This window comes from Micromonospora sp. NPDC049529, assembly GCF_055586685.1.
Genome location: NZ_JBVJHT010000003.1, coordinates 126311 through 141834, shown reverse-complemented (window position 1 = coordinate 141834; position 15524 = coordinate 126311). Strand labels below are relative to the sequence as shown.

Below are 15524 nucleotides of genomic sequence, written 5' to 3'. Positions count from 1 at the left end.
TGAAAAGCCCGGCCGACCCGGGCGGGCCGCCTCGTCCGGGGTGCGGGCCGGCGTGTCGAAGATCACGACGGGAAGCCCTGCTCCCGGATGCCGAAGCGGCGGTGCAGGCGGGCCAGCGGGGCCGGGGCCCACCAATTCCAGCGGCCGAGCAGGCGCATCGTCGCCGGCACCAGCAGGGCCCGGACCAGGGTCGCGTCGACCACGATCGCCACGATCATGCCGACCCCGATCAGCTTGATGAAGGTGGTGCCACCGGTCGCGAAGCCGGCGACCACCACGACCAGCAGCAACGCCGCCGCGGTGATGATCCGGCCGGTGTGTTGCAGGCCGGTCGCGACGGCGGCGGTGTTGTCCCCGGTCCGGTCCCACTCCTCGCGTACGCGGGAGAGCAGGAAGACCTCGTAGTCGGTGGCGAGCCCGAACAGGACGGCGAGCATCAGGATCGGGTTGCTCGGCTCGATGAAGCCGGTCGGGGTGAAGTCGAGCAGGCCGGCGAGGTGCCCCTCCTGGAAGATCCAGACGACCACGCCGAACGAGGCGCCGATCGAGACCAGGTTCATCACCACCGCCTTGATCGGCAGCACCACCGAACCGAAGGCGAGGAAGAGCAGGACCAGGGTGGCCGCCGCCATGATCAACGCCATCCAGGGCAGCCGGGTCCCGAGGCTGTGCAGCAGGTCGGCGTCGGCCGCCGGCCGCCCGCCGACCAGCACCTCGACACCGGGCGCCGGCTCGGGCAGGGCCCGCAGTTGGCGTACGGCCGCCTGGGCGGTCTCCCCGGTCGGTGCACCCCGGTAGGTGACCGAGAGCAGGGTGTGCTCGCCCCGGCTGGCCGCCACCCGTACGCCGGTGACGCCGGGCACCCGGCCGACCTGCTCGGCGAACCGCCCGGTGCCTTCGGCCGACGCGCCCGACACCAGCACGTCGATCGGGTTCGGGTTGCCGCCGGGGAACTCGGCCCCGATCCGCTCGGTCACCACCCGTGGCTGCGCGTCGGCCGGCAGCACCCGCTCGTCGAAACCGCCGAACTCGATCCGCGTGAACGGAAAGGCCAGCACGGCCAGCACCACCAGCACACCGACCAGGTACGGCAGCGGCCGCCGCATCACACTGCGCGCCAACCGCGCCCACCCGCCCCCGGCCACCGCACTGCCGTCCCGAGCCGAAGCAGCCGCTGACGAAGTGGCAGCGAGCGGAACCGCCGCCGTCGCAGCCGCTGACGCAGTGGCAGCGAGCGGAACCGCCGCCGTGGCAGCAGCTCGGGCGGCGCGGCGGCGGGCACCGGGCAGCGGAACCCGCAGCGCGTTGATCCGGTTCCCGAGCACGGCGAGCAGCGCCGGCAGTACGGTCAGCGCGGCGAGCATCGCGACCAGGACCGCCGCGACCCCGCCCAGGCCCATCGAGCGGAGGAACGCCTGCGGGAAGATCAGCAGGCTGGCCAGGGCAAGGGCGATGGTCAACCCCGACACCAGCACCGTACGACCGGCGCTGTTCATCACCCGGGCGACCGCGACCGGGGTGTCGTGCCCGGCGGCGAGTTCCTCACGGAACCGGCTGACCACGAAGAGCGCGTAGTCGATCGCCATGCCGAGCCCGATCAGCGTGATGATGTTGACGGCGAAGACCGACACCTCGGTCACCAGGTGCAGCAGCCGTACGGCGACGAAGGCACCGAGGATCGCCAGTCCGCCGATCAGCAGCGGGGTGGCCGCCGCCACCAGCCCGCCGAAGATCAGGATGAGCAGCACCAGCAGGACCGGCAGCGAGAGCGTTTCGGCGCGGGTGATGTCCTCGGTGGTCTGCCGGTTCGCGGTGACCAGGAACGGGACGGCGCCGCCGACCTCGGTCCGTACGCCGGGCACGGCCAGGTCCGGTCGCAGCCGTTCGAAGGCCGCGGTCTTGGCGTCCTCGTCGCCGGCCCGCAGTTTCACCAGGGCGTAGGTGGCCCGCCGGTCGGTGGAGAGCAGGGCCGGGGCGCCGGTGGAGTACCAGTCGGTCACGCTGACCACCTCGGGCCGCTGGCGCAGCCGCTCCAGGGTCGCGGTGACCGGCCCCCGGACCGCCGCCTGGTCCACCGTGCCGCCGTCGCTACCGCTACCGCTACCGCTACCGGTGTCGCCGTCGCTGCCGCCGTCGATGGAGTAGAGCACCAGCACGTCGGCACCCTGCTCGCCCAACTCGGCGACGATCCGCTGCTGGGTACGACTGGACTCGCTGGCCGGATCGTCGAAGCCGCCGCCGGTCAGCGAGCCGAGCAGGCCGAGTCCCCAGGTCGCACCGAGTACGACCAGGGCCAGCCCGGCACCGAGCACCGCCCACCGGAACCGGACGACCGCCGTACCCCACCAGTCGAACATCAACACCCCTCCGGGCCAAGATCCGGGCTTCAGCCTAGGACCCTCCCGAGCGGGCCCGATCCGCACTAGGCTCCCCTGGCATGAGCGCAGAGCTGCCCCGGCGGGCCGACGTGGTGATCATCGGATCGGGGCACAACGGCCTGGTCTCCGCCGTGCTGCTGGCCCGCGCCGGCCTCGACGTGGTGGTGCTGGAGGCGTCCGAGACGCTCGGCGGCGCGACCCGCACCGAACAGCCGTTCCCGAAGGTGCCGGGGCTGCGCCACTCGACCGGGTCGTACCTGCTCGGGCTGATGCCGCCGGAGCTGATCGCGCTGCTGGACGTGAAGATCCCGGTGCTGCGCCGCGACCCGCACTACTTCCTGCCGACACCGGGCGGCCTCGGCTCGCCGTACCTGCTCTTCGGCAGTGACCGGGCGGCGACCCGCGCGCAGATGGCGTCGGTCTTCTCCCCGGCCGACGTGGCCGCCGACGACGCCATGCAGGCCGAGCTGGCGGCGCTGCGCGACGACCTGGCGCCGGCCTGGCTGGCCGAGCCGCTGCCGGTGGCGCAGACCGCCGAGCGGTACATCCGGCCGGCGCTGCGTGACACGTTCGTCGACCTGGTCACCGGCTCGGTCGCCGACTACCTGGCCCGGTTCGAGTTCCGCTCCGAACTGCTCGTCTCCATGTACGCGGTCACCGACGGCCTCTCCGGGCTCAACGCCGGTCCGGACGACCCCGGCACCGGGCACAACTTCCTGGTGCACAACATGTGCCGGCTGCCGGGCGCCGACGGCACGTGGATGATCACCGAGGGCGGCATGGGCACCGTCTCGCGGACCTTCGCCGACGCCGCCCGCGCCGCCGGGGCCACAATCTTCACCGGTACGCCGGTCAGCGCGGTCACCCTCACCGGCGCCACGGCCGGCGGAGGCGGTACGGCCAGCGGAGTGGTGCTCGCCGACGGGCGCGAGGTCGACGCCGAGGTGGTGCTCGGCGCCTGTGACCCGTACCGCCTGATCGACCTGCTGCCCGACGGTGCCCTGCCGGCCCCGCTCGCCGACCGGATGGCGGCGGTACGCCGTACCGGCACCACCCTCAAGCTGAACCTGGCCCTGTCCGGGCTGCCGCGTTTCTCCTGCCTGCCGGCGGATGCCCCGAGCCCGTTCGGCTCGACCATCCACCTGCTGCCCGGCTCGGCATCCCTGCTCGACGGGGCGGCCGAACAGTCACCGATGGCGGCGCTGCGCGCGATGTGGGCCGACGTATCGGCCGGGCGGCTGCCGCAGGAGCCCACCATCGAGTGGTACCTGCACACCACCGTCGACCCGTCCCTGCGCGACGGGGCGGGGCACCACTCGTCGGCGCTGTTCGTCCAGTCGGTCCCGTACGAGCTGGCCGGCACCACCTGGGCCGAGGCACTGCCGTCCTATGTGGACAAGCTGGTGGCGATCTGCGAGCGGTACGCCCCCGGCACCGCCGACCTGGTCGCCGACGCGGTGCCACTGCCCCCGCCCGGCATCGAGGCGCACTTCGGCATCACCGGTGGCCACATCCACCACGTCGACAACACGGTCGCGTTCGCCGACCGGATGCCGTACGCCACCGGCATCGACGGCCTGTACGCCGGCAGCGCCGGCTGCCACCCCGCCGGCAGCGTCATCGGCGCCGCCGGCCACAACGCCGCCCAACGCATCCTCACCGACCTCGGCCGCTGACCACCCGCTCCCCCCTCCCCTGACGAAGCCACTCATGTAGAGAAAGAGTGGTTATCCGGCGCCGGATAGCCACTCTTTCTCTACATTTGTCGACGGCCCACGGGTGGGGGGCGGCGCAGGGTGGGGTTACTCGGCGGGGACGGGGGCTTCGGTGCCGGCGCGGTGGGCGCGGATCTCGTGGCCGACGCTGGTGAGGCAGCGGCCACTGGGCAGGTCGAAGCGCCAGCCGTGCAGCTGGCAGGTGAGCTGGTCGCCGTCGATGATGCCGAACCGGGTCAGGTCGGCCTTCAGGTGCGGGCAGCGGCGCTGTACGACCCAGTCGCCGAGCTTGACGTCCTCGGCATCCGGGCGCTGCTCGGCGTACCAGCCCTCGGCGTACTGGAGGCGCTCCTCGGAGAGGCACTTGAAGAAGGCGTACACGAATTCGTTGTACTGCCCGATCCGGGCGGCCGAGAAGCGGCAGGAGAGGAAGAGCGAGTTGACCCAGTCGACCTCGCCGGAGTGCAGCAACTGCTCGATCAGCGCCCGCTCGGTACGGAACCGGTAGCGGACCTTCTCGTCGGCGGCGGCCCGCACCTCCTTGCCCGGGAAGTCCACCACGATCGACTCGACCGACTCGCCGTCGTAGCCGACCAGGTCGAACCGGATCGGACCGCCGACACCCTTGGCCAGGTAGACCGACTCGTCCAGCAGCGGCTCGATCCGCCGCTTCATCTCACCCAGGACGTCGACCTCCGGGTGCCGCCAGGTCGCCTTGGCCGCCTCGATCACCGGCCGCTGCCGGGCCTGGTACTCGCGCAGGTGCTCTTCCTTGTTGTCGAAGAACTCGCGCACGTCGGCGACCGGGTGGCTGGTCTCGCAGGTCTCGGCGGTCAGCTCGGAAACGCTGCCGGGCAGCAGGATGACCCCGTTGTCGTAGCCGAGTCCGGTGTAGTGGTCGAGGAAGACCTGCTGGTCGGGGAAGATGTTGCCCTCGTCGCCGTGGATGTCGTTGAACTGCCACAGGTCGTCGTCGAGGAAGCAGGGCGGCCCGGCGATCGGGAAGACGTACGACGCCTTCAGGTCGTCGATGTAGCGGATCGTCCGGTCCATCTGCCGGTCGCGCTTCTGCTTGCCGAAGGCCGTCTTCGCCGCCGCCGGCAGTTCGTACACCATCGGGTACCAGATGGCGCCGGAGAACTGGATCATCTGGGCGTGCACGTGGCCCAGCTCGCGGAAGATGTCCAGGTCGCTCGGGCGGGCGTCGTTCTGGTTGAGCAGCCGGATGCCGTCGTACTCGACCCAGAGTGACGAGTCACCGATCGGGCCGTCGGTCGGGCTGGTCAGCGCCTGGATCATCACCTTGAGCCCGCCGTCGAGCTCGACCACCTCGTTGCTGGTGGTACGCAGGAAACTGGTGAAGCCCAGCTCGCGCAGCTCGTCCTCCAGCTCGGAGGTCGGGTACGCCGGCAGGAGCACGGTCGCCTTCTTCGAGATGAAGCGCTTCAGGTGCTCCGCGTCGAAGTGGTCCCGGTGCAGGTGGGAGACGTAGAGGTAGTCGACCTGGCCGAGGGTCTCCCAGTCCAGCTGTGAATTGTCCGGGAATGGGAACCACGAGGCGAAGTAGGCCGGGTTGACCCACGGATCGCACAGGATGCTGCCCGCACCCGTGTCGATCCGCATACTGGCGTGTCCCGTACCTGTCACTCGCACTGCGCACTCCTCCAACCGAGAAACATCTCGTACGCCCAAACGCTACCGGAGCGAGTACGGGCCCCAACCCGCGACGCCAGGTTGCCCACCTCACCCCAGCGTGGAGACCCTCCGTCGCCACCGGTGACCGGCGTGCCAGACTGAACCGGAGATTCGAACGTGAGGGGAAGGACCGAACGTGGCAGGAAGCGAGCCGGTAACGTCGCCCGATCAGCACAAGCCGGGGCACCGCAAGGCAGGCCGGATCGGCGCTGTCGTCTCCGCGGCGGCTCTGCTGGCCATGCTGGTCGGTAACCACGAGGGCGCGACCGAGGACATCTGGCTGATCGGCATCGCGGCCGGGCTGCTGCTGATCGTCATCGGCGACACCGTACTGCGCCGCAACGGCCTGCGCTCCTGATCCTCGGCTGCGGCCGGGGTCCCGCAGAGCGCGCCGGCAACGTACACGATTCAGGCCCGTCCCGGTCCGGGACGGGCCTGAATTCACGTTCTGTCCGGTTCCCCCGGACGAGCGCCCGTCCGGTCGTCGGACGGGCGATGGCGGCTCACCGCCGGCGCAGGATGTCCTGCACCTCCTTGAGCGCGGCGTCGACCTCGGCCTCGAAGTAACCGCCGGGCACCAGACCGAACTTCATCAGGTCGAGTTCGGCCGGGTTGACCGGCATCGGTCCCCGCCCGGACATACCGCTCAGGATGCCGTCGAAGAGCCGGTCGACCTGCTCCGGGTCGTATCCGCTGCCGAAGCGGCGGACCTGGAAACCGCGTCGGATGTTGTCCACCCGCTGCATGTCGCCACCGGGACCACCGGGCATCGGCGGCGGGCCACCGGCCGGCGGGCCACCCATCGGAGGACCACCGACCGGGGGACCCCCCATCGGGGGGCCGGCGATCGGCGGGCCACCAGCGGGCGGCAACCCGAGACCGGGGCCGGGGCCTCGGCCACGCAGGTCACGGTCGGGCATCCGGATCTCGGCGGTCATGTCCGTCTTACCGTGCCGCCCCGACTCGAAACCGTCGAAACGGTCCTCGGGCGACGGGCCGAATCCGGGGGGCAGGCCGGCCGGGCCACGCGCGCCGGGCGGCGGGCCACCGGGACCGCCCCGGTTGTCGTAACCGCCACGGGGCGGGGCGTCGTGACCGCCGGCGAACATGCCGGTGGGCTCGTCGTACCGGCCGTACGGGTCCGGCGGGCCGGCCTGGGCCGGCATCGGTCGCTGCGGCATCGGCGGGCCGCCCGGAGGCAGGGCCCGGTCGTCGCGCATCGGCGGACCCATCCGGTCCGGCGGACCCATCGGACCACCGGGACCCATGCGATCGGGGGGACCCATACGATCGGGCGGACCCATCGGGCCGCCGGGACCCATCCGGTCGGGCGGACCCATGCGATCGGGGGGACCCATACGGTCCGGCGGACCCATCGGGCCGCCGGGACCCATCCGGTCGGGCGGACCCATGCGATCGGGGACACCCATCCGGTCGGGCGGACCCATCCGGGCCGGCAGGCGGGGATCCGCCCCCCGGTTACCGCCGCCACGCTCCTCCAACTCGGCGAGCTGGCGCTCGACCCGGTCGAGATGCAGGTCGACCTGCCACTCGTCGTAGCCGCCGAACCGGACCCGGAACACGACGTCGTGGACCTCCTGCGAGGCGACGGGTGCGCCGGCCGGCGAGCCGGCAAGGGTGGCCTCGACCCGGTCCAGGAACGTGTCCACCTCGTCGACCTTGTAGCCCCGCCGGAGCGCCTTACGCCGGAAGCGTTGACCCTGATCCGCCACTATGTCTCCTGCTTCGATCGCTCATCACGCAGCCCACCGCGTCGGCCGACCCATCCGAGGTGCTCGGTCACGTGGCCACCTCGGCTGCGGCCAACTGCCCACATGCCCCGTCGATCTCCCGTCCACGCGTGTCGCGGACCGTGGTCGACACCCCGGCCTCGCGCAACCGTCGCACGAACTCCCGCTCCACCGGCTTGGGGCTCGCGTCCCAGCGACTACCCGGCGTCGGGTTGAGCGGAATGAGATTCACGTGTGCCAGCCGTCCGGCCAACAGCCGGCCAAGCAGGTCGGCGCGCCACGGCTGGTCGTTCACATCTTTGATCATTGCGTACTCGATGGAAACGCGGCGGCCCGTGCGGTCGGCGTAGTCCCATGCCGCATCCAGCACCTCGGCGACCTTCCACCGCTGGTTGACCGGAACGAGTTCGTCGCGCAGATCATCATCGGGCGCGTGCAGCGACAACGCAAGGGTCACCGAGAGGTCCTCGCCCGTCAGACGGCGGATGGCCGGCACCAGCCCGACGGTGGAAACGGTGATGTGGCGCTGGGACAGGCCGAGCCCCTCCGGTGCCGGCGCGCAGAGCCGCCGTACGGCCGCGATGACCCGGGAGTAGTTGGCCAGCGGCTCGCCCATGCCCATGAACACCACGTGCGACAACCGGGGCGGCGACCCGGCCACGGCGCCGGAGGCCGCCACACCGGCGAGGTACACCGCCTGGTCGACGATCTCGGCGGTGGAGAGGTTGCGGGTCAGACCGGCCTGACCGGTGGCGCAGAACGGGCAGGCCATCCCGCAGCCAGCCTGGCTGGAGATGCAGACGGTGATCCGGTCCGGATAACCCATCAGCACGCTCTCGACCATCGAGCCGTCGTGCAGCCGCCAGAGCGCCTTGCGGGTGGCGCCGTCGTCGCAGGCCAACTCGCGGACCGGGGTCAGCAGCGTCGGCAGCAGCGCCTCGGCGAGGCGGTCACGGGTGGCCGCCGGCAGGTCCGTCATCTGCGCGGGGTCGCGTACCAGGCGGCCGAAGTAGTGGGTGGAGACCTGCTTGGCACGGAACGCGGGCTCGCCCAACTCGGCGACCAGCGCCTGCCGGTCGGGCAGGGCGAGGTCGGCGAGATGGCGCGGAGGCATCGCCGCGCGGGCGGACTTCACGGCCGCGGTCGGCGCGTCCGGACTGATCGGGATCATGGGCAGGCTCGTCATGGCTTGTCCAGTCTCCCACGCCGACGGAAACACGTACCTGGCCGAGGGGTCCGAACCGGTACGTGCTCCAGGTCGGGTCGCGGACGTGGGAACATCTCAGCCCACCGGCACCAGGAACGCCAGCAGCAGATAGGCGACCGGTACGGCGAACAGCACCGAGTCCAGCCGGTCCATCAGACCGCCGTGTCCGGGGAGCAGATTGCTCATGTCCTTGACCCGGAGATCCCTCTTGATCATCGATTCGGCCAGGTCGCCGAGGACCGCCGAGCCCGAGACCGCCACCCCGAAGACCGCTCCCCAGAGCGGGTTGACGTCGAACAGGAGCCAGAGCAGCAGCGCGCTGCCCCCGGCGGCCGCCAGCACCGAGCCGGCAAAGCCCTCCCAGGACTTCTTCGGGCTCACCGAGGGCGCCATCGGGTGCTTGCCGAAAGCCACCCCGGCCGCGTACCCGCCGGTGTCGGAGAGCACCACCGCGACGATCGTCACCACCACCCGCAGCGGGCCGTTGGTCGGCTCGGCGGCGAGCAGCGCGGCGAAGCCGCCCAGGAACGGCACGTAGACGGCGATCAGCGTGGCGGTGGTGAGGTCCCGTTGGAAGCCCGCCGGTCCGTCGCCGAGCCGCCAGACCATCGTCGCCAGCACGGTCACCAGCAGCCCGAGGCTGAGGGCGTCCGGCCCGGCGAACCAGGCGAGTCCCACCATCAGCACGCCGCCGACCAGCAGCGGGACCAGCGGCGGTTGAGCGCCGCTGCGGCGTACGGCCTGGGTCATCTCCCAGATGCCGACCCCGACGGCGGCCGCGACCACCGCGAGGAACGCGAGCGGGAACACGACGAGCGGAACCACGACCGCCGCGCCCAGGCCGAGTCCGACGCCGATCGCGGCCGGCAGGTTGCGCCCGGCTCGGCTGTTCGCGGGCAGGGTCGCCGGCCGTCCCGGGCCGGCTCGACGGCGACCGGTACGCGGACGCGGGCCGTCCGGCTCCGCCTCCTCCGGATCGGGCACCGGTGCCTCCCGGGGCGGGCCGACCGACCGGGCCGGGCCGGGCTCGACGTGCTCGGGGCGGGCCCATCCGGGCTCGGCCTGTTCCGGCCGGAGCCGCCGGGGATCGAGCTGGTCCGCCCCGGGTTGGTGGGGGTGGCCCGGTGGGGCGACCAGGTCCTGCTGGTCGAAGCCGCGGATCGGGGCCCAGCCGAGCGGATCGGTGAGCCCGTTCGCGCCCGCGTCGGCCCGGTCGTCACCACCCGGAAAGCCGCCGCCGGAGTCCCCCGGCCGGTACGGCTGCGCGTCCGGCCGGTCCGTGCCGGCGTACGGGCCGATCGGGCCGGCGTACCCGTCCCGGCGGGCCGGCGCGTCGCCGTGCCGGTACCCGGAGACGGGCGCGTAGCCCGGCGCGTCGGCAACGGCCTCGGGCGCGGCACCGGGGTGCCGCGCCCGAAGTCGAGGCTCGTCGGGAGCATCGGGCCAGTACGGGCCGGCTGGTCCGTCCTGGCGCTGCCGGCCCTGGGACTCGGCGCTGCCGCTGGGGTCGAGGTAGGACATCAGACCTCGAGCAGCTCGGCTTCCTTGTGCTTGACCAGTTCGTCGACGTGCGTCGAGTATTTCTGGGTGAGGTCGTCCAGCTCCTTCTCGGCGCGGCGTCCCTCGTCCTCACCCGCCTCGCCGTCCTTGACGATGCGGTCGAGCTCTTCCTTGCCCCGGCGGCGGATGTTGCGGATCGCGACCTTGGCTTCCTCGGCCTTGTTCCGCGCCACCTTGATCATTTCCCGGCGCCGCTCCTCGGTCATCTGCGGCAGCAGGATGCGGAGCTGGTTACCCTCGTTGCCGGGGTTGACGCCGAGGTCGGAGTCGCGGATCGCCTTCTCCATCGCCTGGAGCTGCGACGCGTCGTACGGCTTGATGATCGCCATCCGGGGCTCCGGTACGCCGACCGAGGCCATCTGGGTCAGCGGCGTCGGGGTACCGTAGTAGTCGATGATGATCTTGGAGAACATGGCCGGCGTGGCCCGCCCGGTGCGGATCGCACCGAACTCCTCCTTGGCGTGCTCGACCGCACGTTCCATCTTTTCCTCGGACTCGAGGAGAGTGTCGTCGATCACCTGCTCCCTCGCCTCCCTCTGCTAAGTCGTTAGGTCGTGTCGTGCCCGGCTCACGCCGCGCCCCGCTTGATGGTCCCGGCTCACGCCGTGCTCTGCTCGATGGTCCCGGCTCACGCCGTGCTCTACTCGACGGTCCCGGCTCACGCCGTGATCAAGGTCCCGATCCGGTCGCCGCCGACGGCGCGGATGATCGTGTCGTCGCCCTCGGCGCCGAAGACCAGCATCGGCAGCCCGTTCTCCTCACAGAGGCTGAACGCGGCGGCGTCGGCGACCCGCAGCCCGCGCCGCAACACCTCGGAGAAAGTGATCTTGTCGAACTTGCTCGCCGTCGGGTCGGTACGCGGGTCCGCGGAGTAGACCCCGTCCACCCCGTTCTTGCTCATCAACACCACGTCGGCACGAATCTCCAGCGCCCGCTGGGCGGCGACGGTGTCGGTCGAGAAGTACGGCATCCCGGCGCCCGCGCCGAAGATCACCACACGGCCCTTCTCCAGGTGCCGGATCGCCCGCAGCGGAATGTACGGCTCCGCCACCTGGGCCATCGTGATCGCGCTCTGCACCCGCGTCTCGATGCCCTCCTTCTCCAGGAAGTCCTGCAACGCGAGGCAGTTCATCACCGTACCGAGCATGCCCATGTAGTCGGCCCGCGCCCGGTCCATCCCCCGCTTCTGCAACTCGGCGCCACGGAAGAAGTTCCCGCCGCCGACCACCACGGAGACCTGCACACCACGCCGTACGACGGTTGCGATCTGCCGGGCGATGGCCTGGACCACGTCGGGGTCGACCCCGATCGCCCCGCCGCCGAAGACCTCACCGGAGAGCTTGAGCACCACCCGGCGGGCCCGGCCGGGCGGTGGCGCCGTCGGATCGTCCGCCGCCAGGGTCCGGTCACTAACCACCTGCGTCATCCGACCCGCCTCTCTTCCGCGGACTTCCCGCCCGCTGCCCCGTCGCCGCACCTGCCGCTGCCGACCCTATGTGACGAGGAGGCCGCGGTGCCTGTCATGTACACCGGCGGCCTCCTCGTGGTTTGTCTCAGTCCCCTCACCGGCCCGGACCGGACGGGCCCGGACCGACGCTGGGATCCGCTCAGGCCTGGCCGACCTCGAACCGCACGAAGCGGGTGACGGTGATGCCGGCCTCGGCGAGCACCTGCTTGACCGTCTTCTTGTTGTCGGTCACGGACGGCTGCTCCACCAGGACGTAGTCCTTGAAGAAGCCGTTCACCCGACCCTCGACGATCTTCGGCAGGGCGGCCTCCGGCTTGCCCTCCTCGCGGGCGGTCTGCTCGGCGATGCGCCGCTCGGACTCGACCGTCTCGGCCGGCACCTCGTCGCGGGTGACGAACTTCGGCCGCATCGCCGCGATCTGCATCGCCGCGCCGCGCGCGTCCGCGTCGCCCGCCTCGTCCGACGAGCCGGTGTACTCGACCAGCACGCCGACGGCCGGCGGCAGGTCCTGCGCCTTGCGGTGCAGGTAGACCGCGACCGTGCCGTCGAGTACGGCGAAGCGGTTCAGCACCAGCTTCTCGCCGATCTTCGCCGACTGCTCCTGGATCAGGTCGGCGACGGTCTTGCCGTTGAGCGTCGAGGCGAGCAGGCCCTCGGCGTCGGTCACGCCGGACTGCACGCCGTGCTCGACGAGCTGCTGCGCCAGCGCGATGAAGTCCTCGGTCTTGGCGACGAAGTCGGTCTCACAGTTGAGTTCGAGCAGCGCCTTGCCGGAGTGCGCGACCAGGCCGTTCGCGGCGGTACGGCCGGCCCGCTTGCCGACGTCCTTGGCGCCCTTGATGCGCAGCAGCTCGATGGCCTTGTCGAAGTCGCCCTCAGCCTCGGTGAGCGCCTTCTTGGAGTCCATCATGCCGGCGCCGGTCAGGTCGCGGAGCCGCTTGACATCCGCAGCGGTGAAGTCTGACATGACTCTCTCTTCGGTGTTTGGGACTGCGATGGATGATCTGCTAAAGGGAAACTCGGATCCGGGCGCGTGGTGTCCACGTACGCGCTCGGGCCAGCCGGCCGCGGTGTGCGGCCGGCCGACCCGGCGGCAGGGTCACTCAGCGGCGGCGGCAGCCGGTTCGGCCGCCTTCGGCTCCGCGTCGTCGGCCTTCTTCTCGGTGTCCTCGATCAGTTCCCGCTCCCACTCGGCGAGCGGCTCGTCGGCGGCCACCACACCCGGCTCCGGCTTCTCGTCGCCGCCGCGGTGCTTGCCCGAGCGGGCGATCAGGCCGTCGCCGACCGCCGCCGCGATCACGCGGGTGAGCAGCTCGGCGGAACGGATCGCGTCGTCGTTGCCCGGGATCGGGAAGTCGACCTCGTCCGGGTCGCAGTTGGTGTCGAGCACCGCGATCACCGGGATGCCCAGCTTGCGGGCCTCGTCGACGGCGATGTGCTCCTTCTTGGTGTCGACAACCCAGATCGCGGCGGGCACCTTGGTCATGTCCCGCAGACCACCCAGCGTGCGGGTGAGCTTGATCTTCTCCCGGGAGAGCTGCAGGGTCTCCTTCTTGGTGTAACCCGCAGCGGTGCCGGAGAGGTCACCCAGCGCCTCCAGCTCCTTCATCCGCTGGAGCCGCTTGTAGACCGTCTGGAAGTTGGTCAGCATGCCACCGAGCCAGCGGTGGTTGACGTACGGCTGGCCGACCCGGGTCGCCTGCTCGGCAATCGCCTCCTGGGCCTGCTTCTTGGTGCCGACGAACAGGATGCTGCCGCCCTCGGCGACGGTCCGGCGCACGTACTCGTACGCGGTCTCGATGTACTCGAGGGTCTGGCGCAGGTCGATGATGTAGATACCGTTGCGCTCGGTGAAGATGAAGCGCTTCATCTTCGGGTTCCAGCGCCGGGTCTGGTGCCCGAAGTGGACACCACTTTCCAGCAGCTGACGCATGGTCACTACGGCCATGGTGGGGTGCTCCTTCGATGTCCCTGGTTGTCACGCCGGGCCGGTCGGCCTGGCGTCCTGGCGCCTGGTCGACGGCCATGGTGGGCCCAATCAAGATCGGGACCAGGGGGCCGTCGTCCCACGGGCAACCGTGGAAAGGGCGCGCGAGGTCGACCGCACGGGCGGTCGCCAGGGTCAAGTGTACGCCCCGCGCCCTCCGCCCCCGCACAAGCCCGGCAGCCGGTGACGATCACGGGGACACCGGTGACGCCGGGGACCAGTAGTGCCTCGCGGTTCGATTCGCGGCGAATCCCGACCGGTCAGCCGGCGGCGAGCGCGGCGGCCACGAACAGGACCAACCCGATGGTCAGGTACGCGGTCGGCGGGCGCAGCCACACCCTGCCCGGATCACCGATCGCCGCTCCACCGGTCAACAGCGCGTACAGGCCGGCGGCGAACGCCGGCAGGCCGAAGGCGAAGAACGTGCCCGCGATGACCCCGCTGGCCGACACCGGCCCGCCCACTGCCCCGTCGAACAGGATCCGCAGCGCCGGCACCTCAAGAATCACCACGAGTACGGCGAAGAGCAGCGCGACGGCTGGCCGCCGGGTCCGGTACACCCCGTCACCGGTCGGCCCGCCACCGGTGCCGATCCGGCGCGGCCCGTCGGCCGGCTCGCCGTACAGGCCGGTGGACTCGGCGACGGGCGGGAACTCCGCCACCGGCGGCAGGTCGCCGGGCTGGACCGGGACCATGACCATCGGCCCGGTCGGCAGGTGCAGCGCCCCGGCGGCCGGCTCGACCGGCGGGGACTGCGGGGCGGTCCGGCCGGCACCGACGATCGGGTAGCCGGCCAGCGGAGGCCGTTCCGCACCGCTCGCGGCACGGGCCGGCTCGGTCGTCGCCCGCCCGGCGTCGAGTTGCGCGTCGGCCGGGCGGCCGGTGGCCTCGCCCCGGCCGGGCGGGACGTCCTGGCCGCTCCGGCTCGCCTCGCCCGGCTCGCGTGCGGCGCGCTCGGCGGGGGCGGGAGCGGTCTCCGGCCGTACCCGGATCGCTTCGAGCGGGTCACGTACCGCTTCGATCGGGTCGGGGTAGCGGTCGGCCGGGGCGTACCGGTCGGGTTCGTTGCGGAACCGGTCGGCCCCGGACCGGAACCGGTCCGACTCGCCCGTGAACCGATCCGACTCTGCCGTGAACCGGTCCGACTCACCCGTGAAGCGGTCCGACTCGCCGGTGAAGCGGTCCGGGTTCGAGCCGAACCGGTCGGCGGCGACCGGGTATCGGTCGAGGTCACGGTCTCGGTCGGAGGCCGGGTCGGCGGAGTGCCGGTCCTGGCCGGGCGAAAAGCGGTCGGTGTCGGCGGAGTGCCGGTCCGAGCCGGCCGAGAAACGCTCCGGCTCGGTCGGGTAGCGGTCGGCGAGCGGATCGGTGATCGTGGCGTAGCGGCCCTCCCCGGGCGATCCCCCGCGCGACTCGGCGGCCGGGTAGCCGTCCGCCGGGTAGCGCGCCTCGGCGCCGGTCCGCCAGTCCGACTCGGGATATCCGCGCTCGCCGGCGTACCAGCGTGGCTGCTCCTGGTCCTCGGGGAAGTTACGTTGTCCGTCCACGAACGGGCACCGTAAACGACCCGCACGAGGCGGCGCCAATTAGATGACCTTGATGCCCGGCTTGTCGCTGACTTTGCGTTCCGGGCGAGGCGCCGCCTTTGGCCCCTGGTGCAGAGATTCCCCCGAACCGTGCCCGCAGCCTCGTGCGTCGGGCACGCCGACCGCTGCCGGAGCCGCACCGCACCGTGCTGCTTCCGCAGGACGTATCGGCTCCGC

Annotated in this window: 12 protein-coding genes; 2 read left to right on the top strand and 10 right to left on the bottom strand. The window is 71.6% G+C overall.

The features are described from left to right. Positions 1-62: 62 nt before the first annotated feature. Positions 63-2357, bottom strand: a complete 2295-nt coding sequence (locus tag ACZ6QQ_RS05860; RefSeq protein WP_465874701.1) for an MMPL family transporter — start codon at positions 2355-2357, stop codon at positions 63-65. Positions 2358-2437: 80 nt separating this feature from the next. Here ACZ6QQ_RS05860 and ACZ6QQ_RS05855 point away from each other — a divergent pair, with 80 nt between their 5' ends. Further along, positions 2438-4054 carry a phytoene desaturase family protein gene (locus tag ACZ6QQ_RS05855; protein WP_465874700.1) on the top strand — a complete coding sequence of 539 codons (1617 nt, stop codon included), beginning with the start codon at positions 2438-2440 and terminating at the stop codon, positions 4052-4054. 126 nt (positions 4055-4180) lie between these two features. Here the strand turns inward: ACZ6QQ_RS05855 and ACZ6QQ_RS05850 are convergent, their stop codons facing one another. After that, positions 4181-5746, bottom strand: coding sequence for a Rieske 2Fe-2S domain-containing protein (locus ACZ6QQ_RS05850; protein ID WP_465874699.1), 1566 nt, complete (start codon positions 5744-5746; stop codon positions 4181-4183). A 178-nt stretch (positions 5747-5924) separates the two neighbouring features. On the opposite strand from ACZ6QQ_RS05850, the gene ACZ6QQ_RS05845 reads away from it, so the two are divergent. Continuing rightward, the gene (locus ACZ6QQ_RS05845) at positions 5925-6146 is read left to right on the top strand and encodes a DUF2631 domain-containing protein (protein ID WP_465874698.1); all 222 of its coding nucleotides are present in this window, start codon (positions 5925-5927) and stop codon (positions 6144-6146) included. A gap of 145 nt (positions 6147-6291) precedes the next feature. Here ACZ6QQ_RS05845 and ACZ6QQ_RS05840 read toward each other — a convergent pair whose 3' ends face one another. The 8 genes from ACZ6QQ_RS05840 to ACZ6QQ_RS05805 form a co-directional block, all read right to left on the bottom strand. Beyond that, positions 6292-7521, bottom strand: coding sequence for a DivIVA domain-containing protein (locus tag ACZ6QQ_RS05840; RefSeq protein ID WP_465874697.1), 1230 nt, complete (start codon positions 7519-7521; stop codon positions 6292-6294). A gap of 67 nt (positions 7522-7588) precedes the next feature. Further along, complete coding sequence (gene rlmN, locus ACZ6QQ_RS05835; protein WP_465874696.1) at positions 7589-8725, bottom strand: dual-specificity RNA methyltransferase RlmN; 1137 nt, start codon at positions 8723-8725, stop codon at positions 7589-7591. A gap of 96 nt (positions 8726-8821) precedes the next feature. Next, on the bottom strand, positions 8822-10267 hold the full coding sequence (locus ACZ6QQ_RS05830; protein WP_465874695.1) for a phosphatidate cytidylyltransferase: 1446 nt from the start codon (positions 10265-10267) through the stop codon (positions 8822-8824). Further along, positions 10267-10824: a ribosome recycling factor gene (frr, locus tag ACZ6QQ_RS05825; RefSeq protein WP_465874694.1), complete on the bottom strand. Its 558-nt coding sequence runs from the start codon at positions 10822-10824 to the stop codon at positions 10267-10269. Before frr ends, ACZ6QQ_RS05830 begins: the two co-directional genes overlap by 1 nt. A 140-nt stretch (positions 10825-10964) precedes the next feature. Beyond that, positions 10965-11732, bottom strand: coding sequence for a UMP kinase (gene pyrH / locus ACZ6QQ_RS05820; protein ID WP_465874693.1), 768 nt, complete (start codon positions 11730-11732; stop codon positions 10965-10967). A gap of 181 nt (positions 11733-11913) precedes the next feature. Beyond that, entirely contained in the window at positions 11914-12741 is an 828-nt protein-coding gene (gene tsf, locus ACZ6QQ_RS05815) for a translation elongation factor Ts (protein WP_465874692.1), read from the bottom strand. A 132-nt stretch (positions 12742-12873) separates the two neighbouring features. Beyond that, complete coding sequence (gene rpsB, locus ACZ6QQ_RS05810) at positions 12874-13722, bottom strand: 30S ribosomal protein S2 (RefSeq protein ID WP_465874691.1); 849 nt, start codon at positions 13720-13722, stop codon at positions 12874-12876. Positions 13723-14021: 299 nt separating this feature from the next. Then, positions 14022-15308 carry a hypothetical protein gene (locus ACZ6QQ_RS05805; RefSeq protein WP_465874690.1) on the bottom strand — a complete coding sequence of 429 codons (1287 nt, stop codon included), beginning with the start codon at positions 15306-15308 and terminating at the stop codon, positions 14022-14024. Between the last annotated feature and the right edge of the window lie 216 nt (positions 15309-15524).

What these genes read in the sequence shown, in the direction of transcription:
- ACZ6QQ_RS05860 (WP_465874701.1), bottom strand. Translation starts at nt 2,357, where the DNA reads ATGTTCGACTGGTGGGGTACGGCGGTCGTCCGGTTCCGGTGGGCGGTG.
- ACZ6QQ_RS05855 (WP_465874700.1), top strand. Translation starts at nt 2,438, where the DNA reads ATGAGCGCAGAGCTGCCCCGGCGGGCCGACGTGGTGATCATCGGATCG.
- rlmN (WP_465874696.1), bottom strand. Translation starts at nt 8,725, where the DNA reads ATGACGAGCCTGCCCATGATCCCGATCAGTCCGGACGCGCCGACCGCG.
- ACZ6QQ_RS05830 (WP_465874695.1), bottom strand. Translation starts at nt 10,267, where the DNA reads ATGTCCTACCTCGACCCCAGCGGCAGCGCCGAGTCCCAGGGCCGGCAG.
- pyrH (WP_465874693.1), bottom strand. Translation starts at nt 11,732, where the DNA reads ATGACGCAGGTGGTTAGTGACCGGACCCTGGCGGCGGACGATCCGACG.
- tsf (WP_465874692.1), bottom strand. Translation starts at nt 12,741, where the DNA reads ATGTCAGACTTCACCGCTGCGGATGTCAAGCGGCTCCGCGACCTGACC.
- rpsB (WP_465874691.1), bottom strand. Translation starts at nt 13,722, where the DNA reads ATGGCCGTAGTGACCATGCGTCAGCTGCTGGAAAGTGGTGTCCACTTC.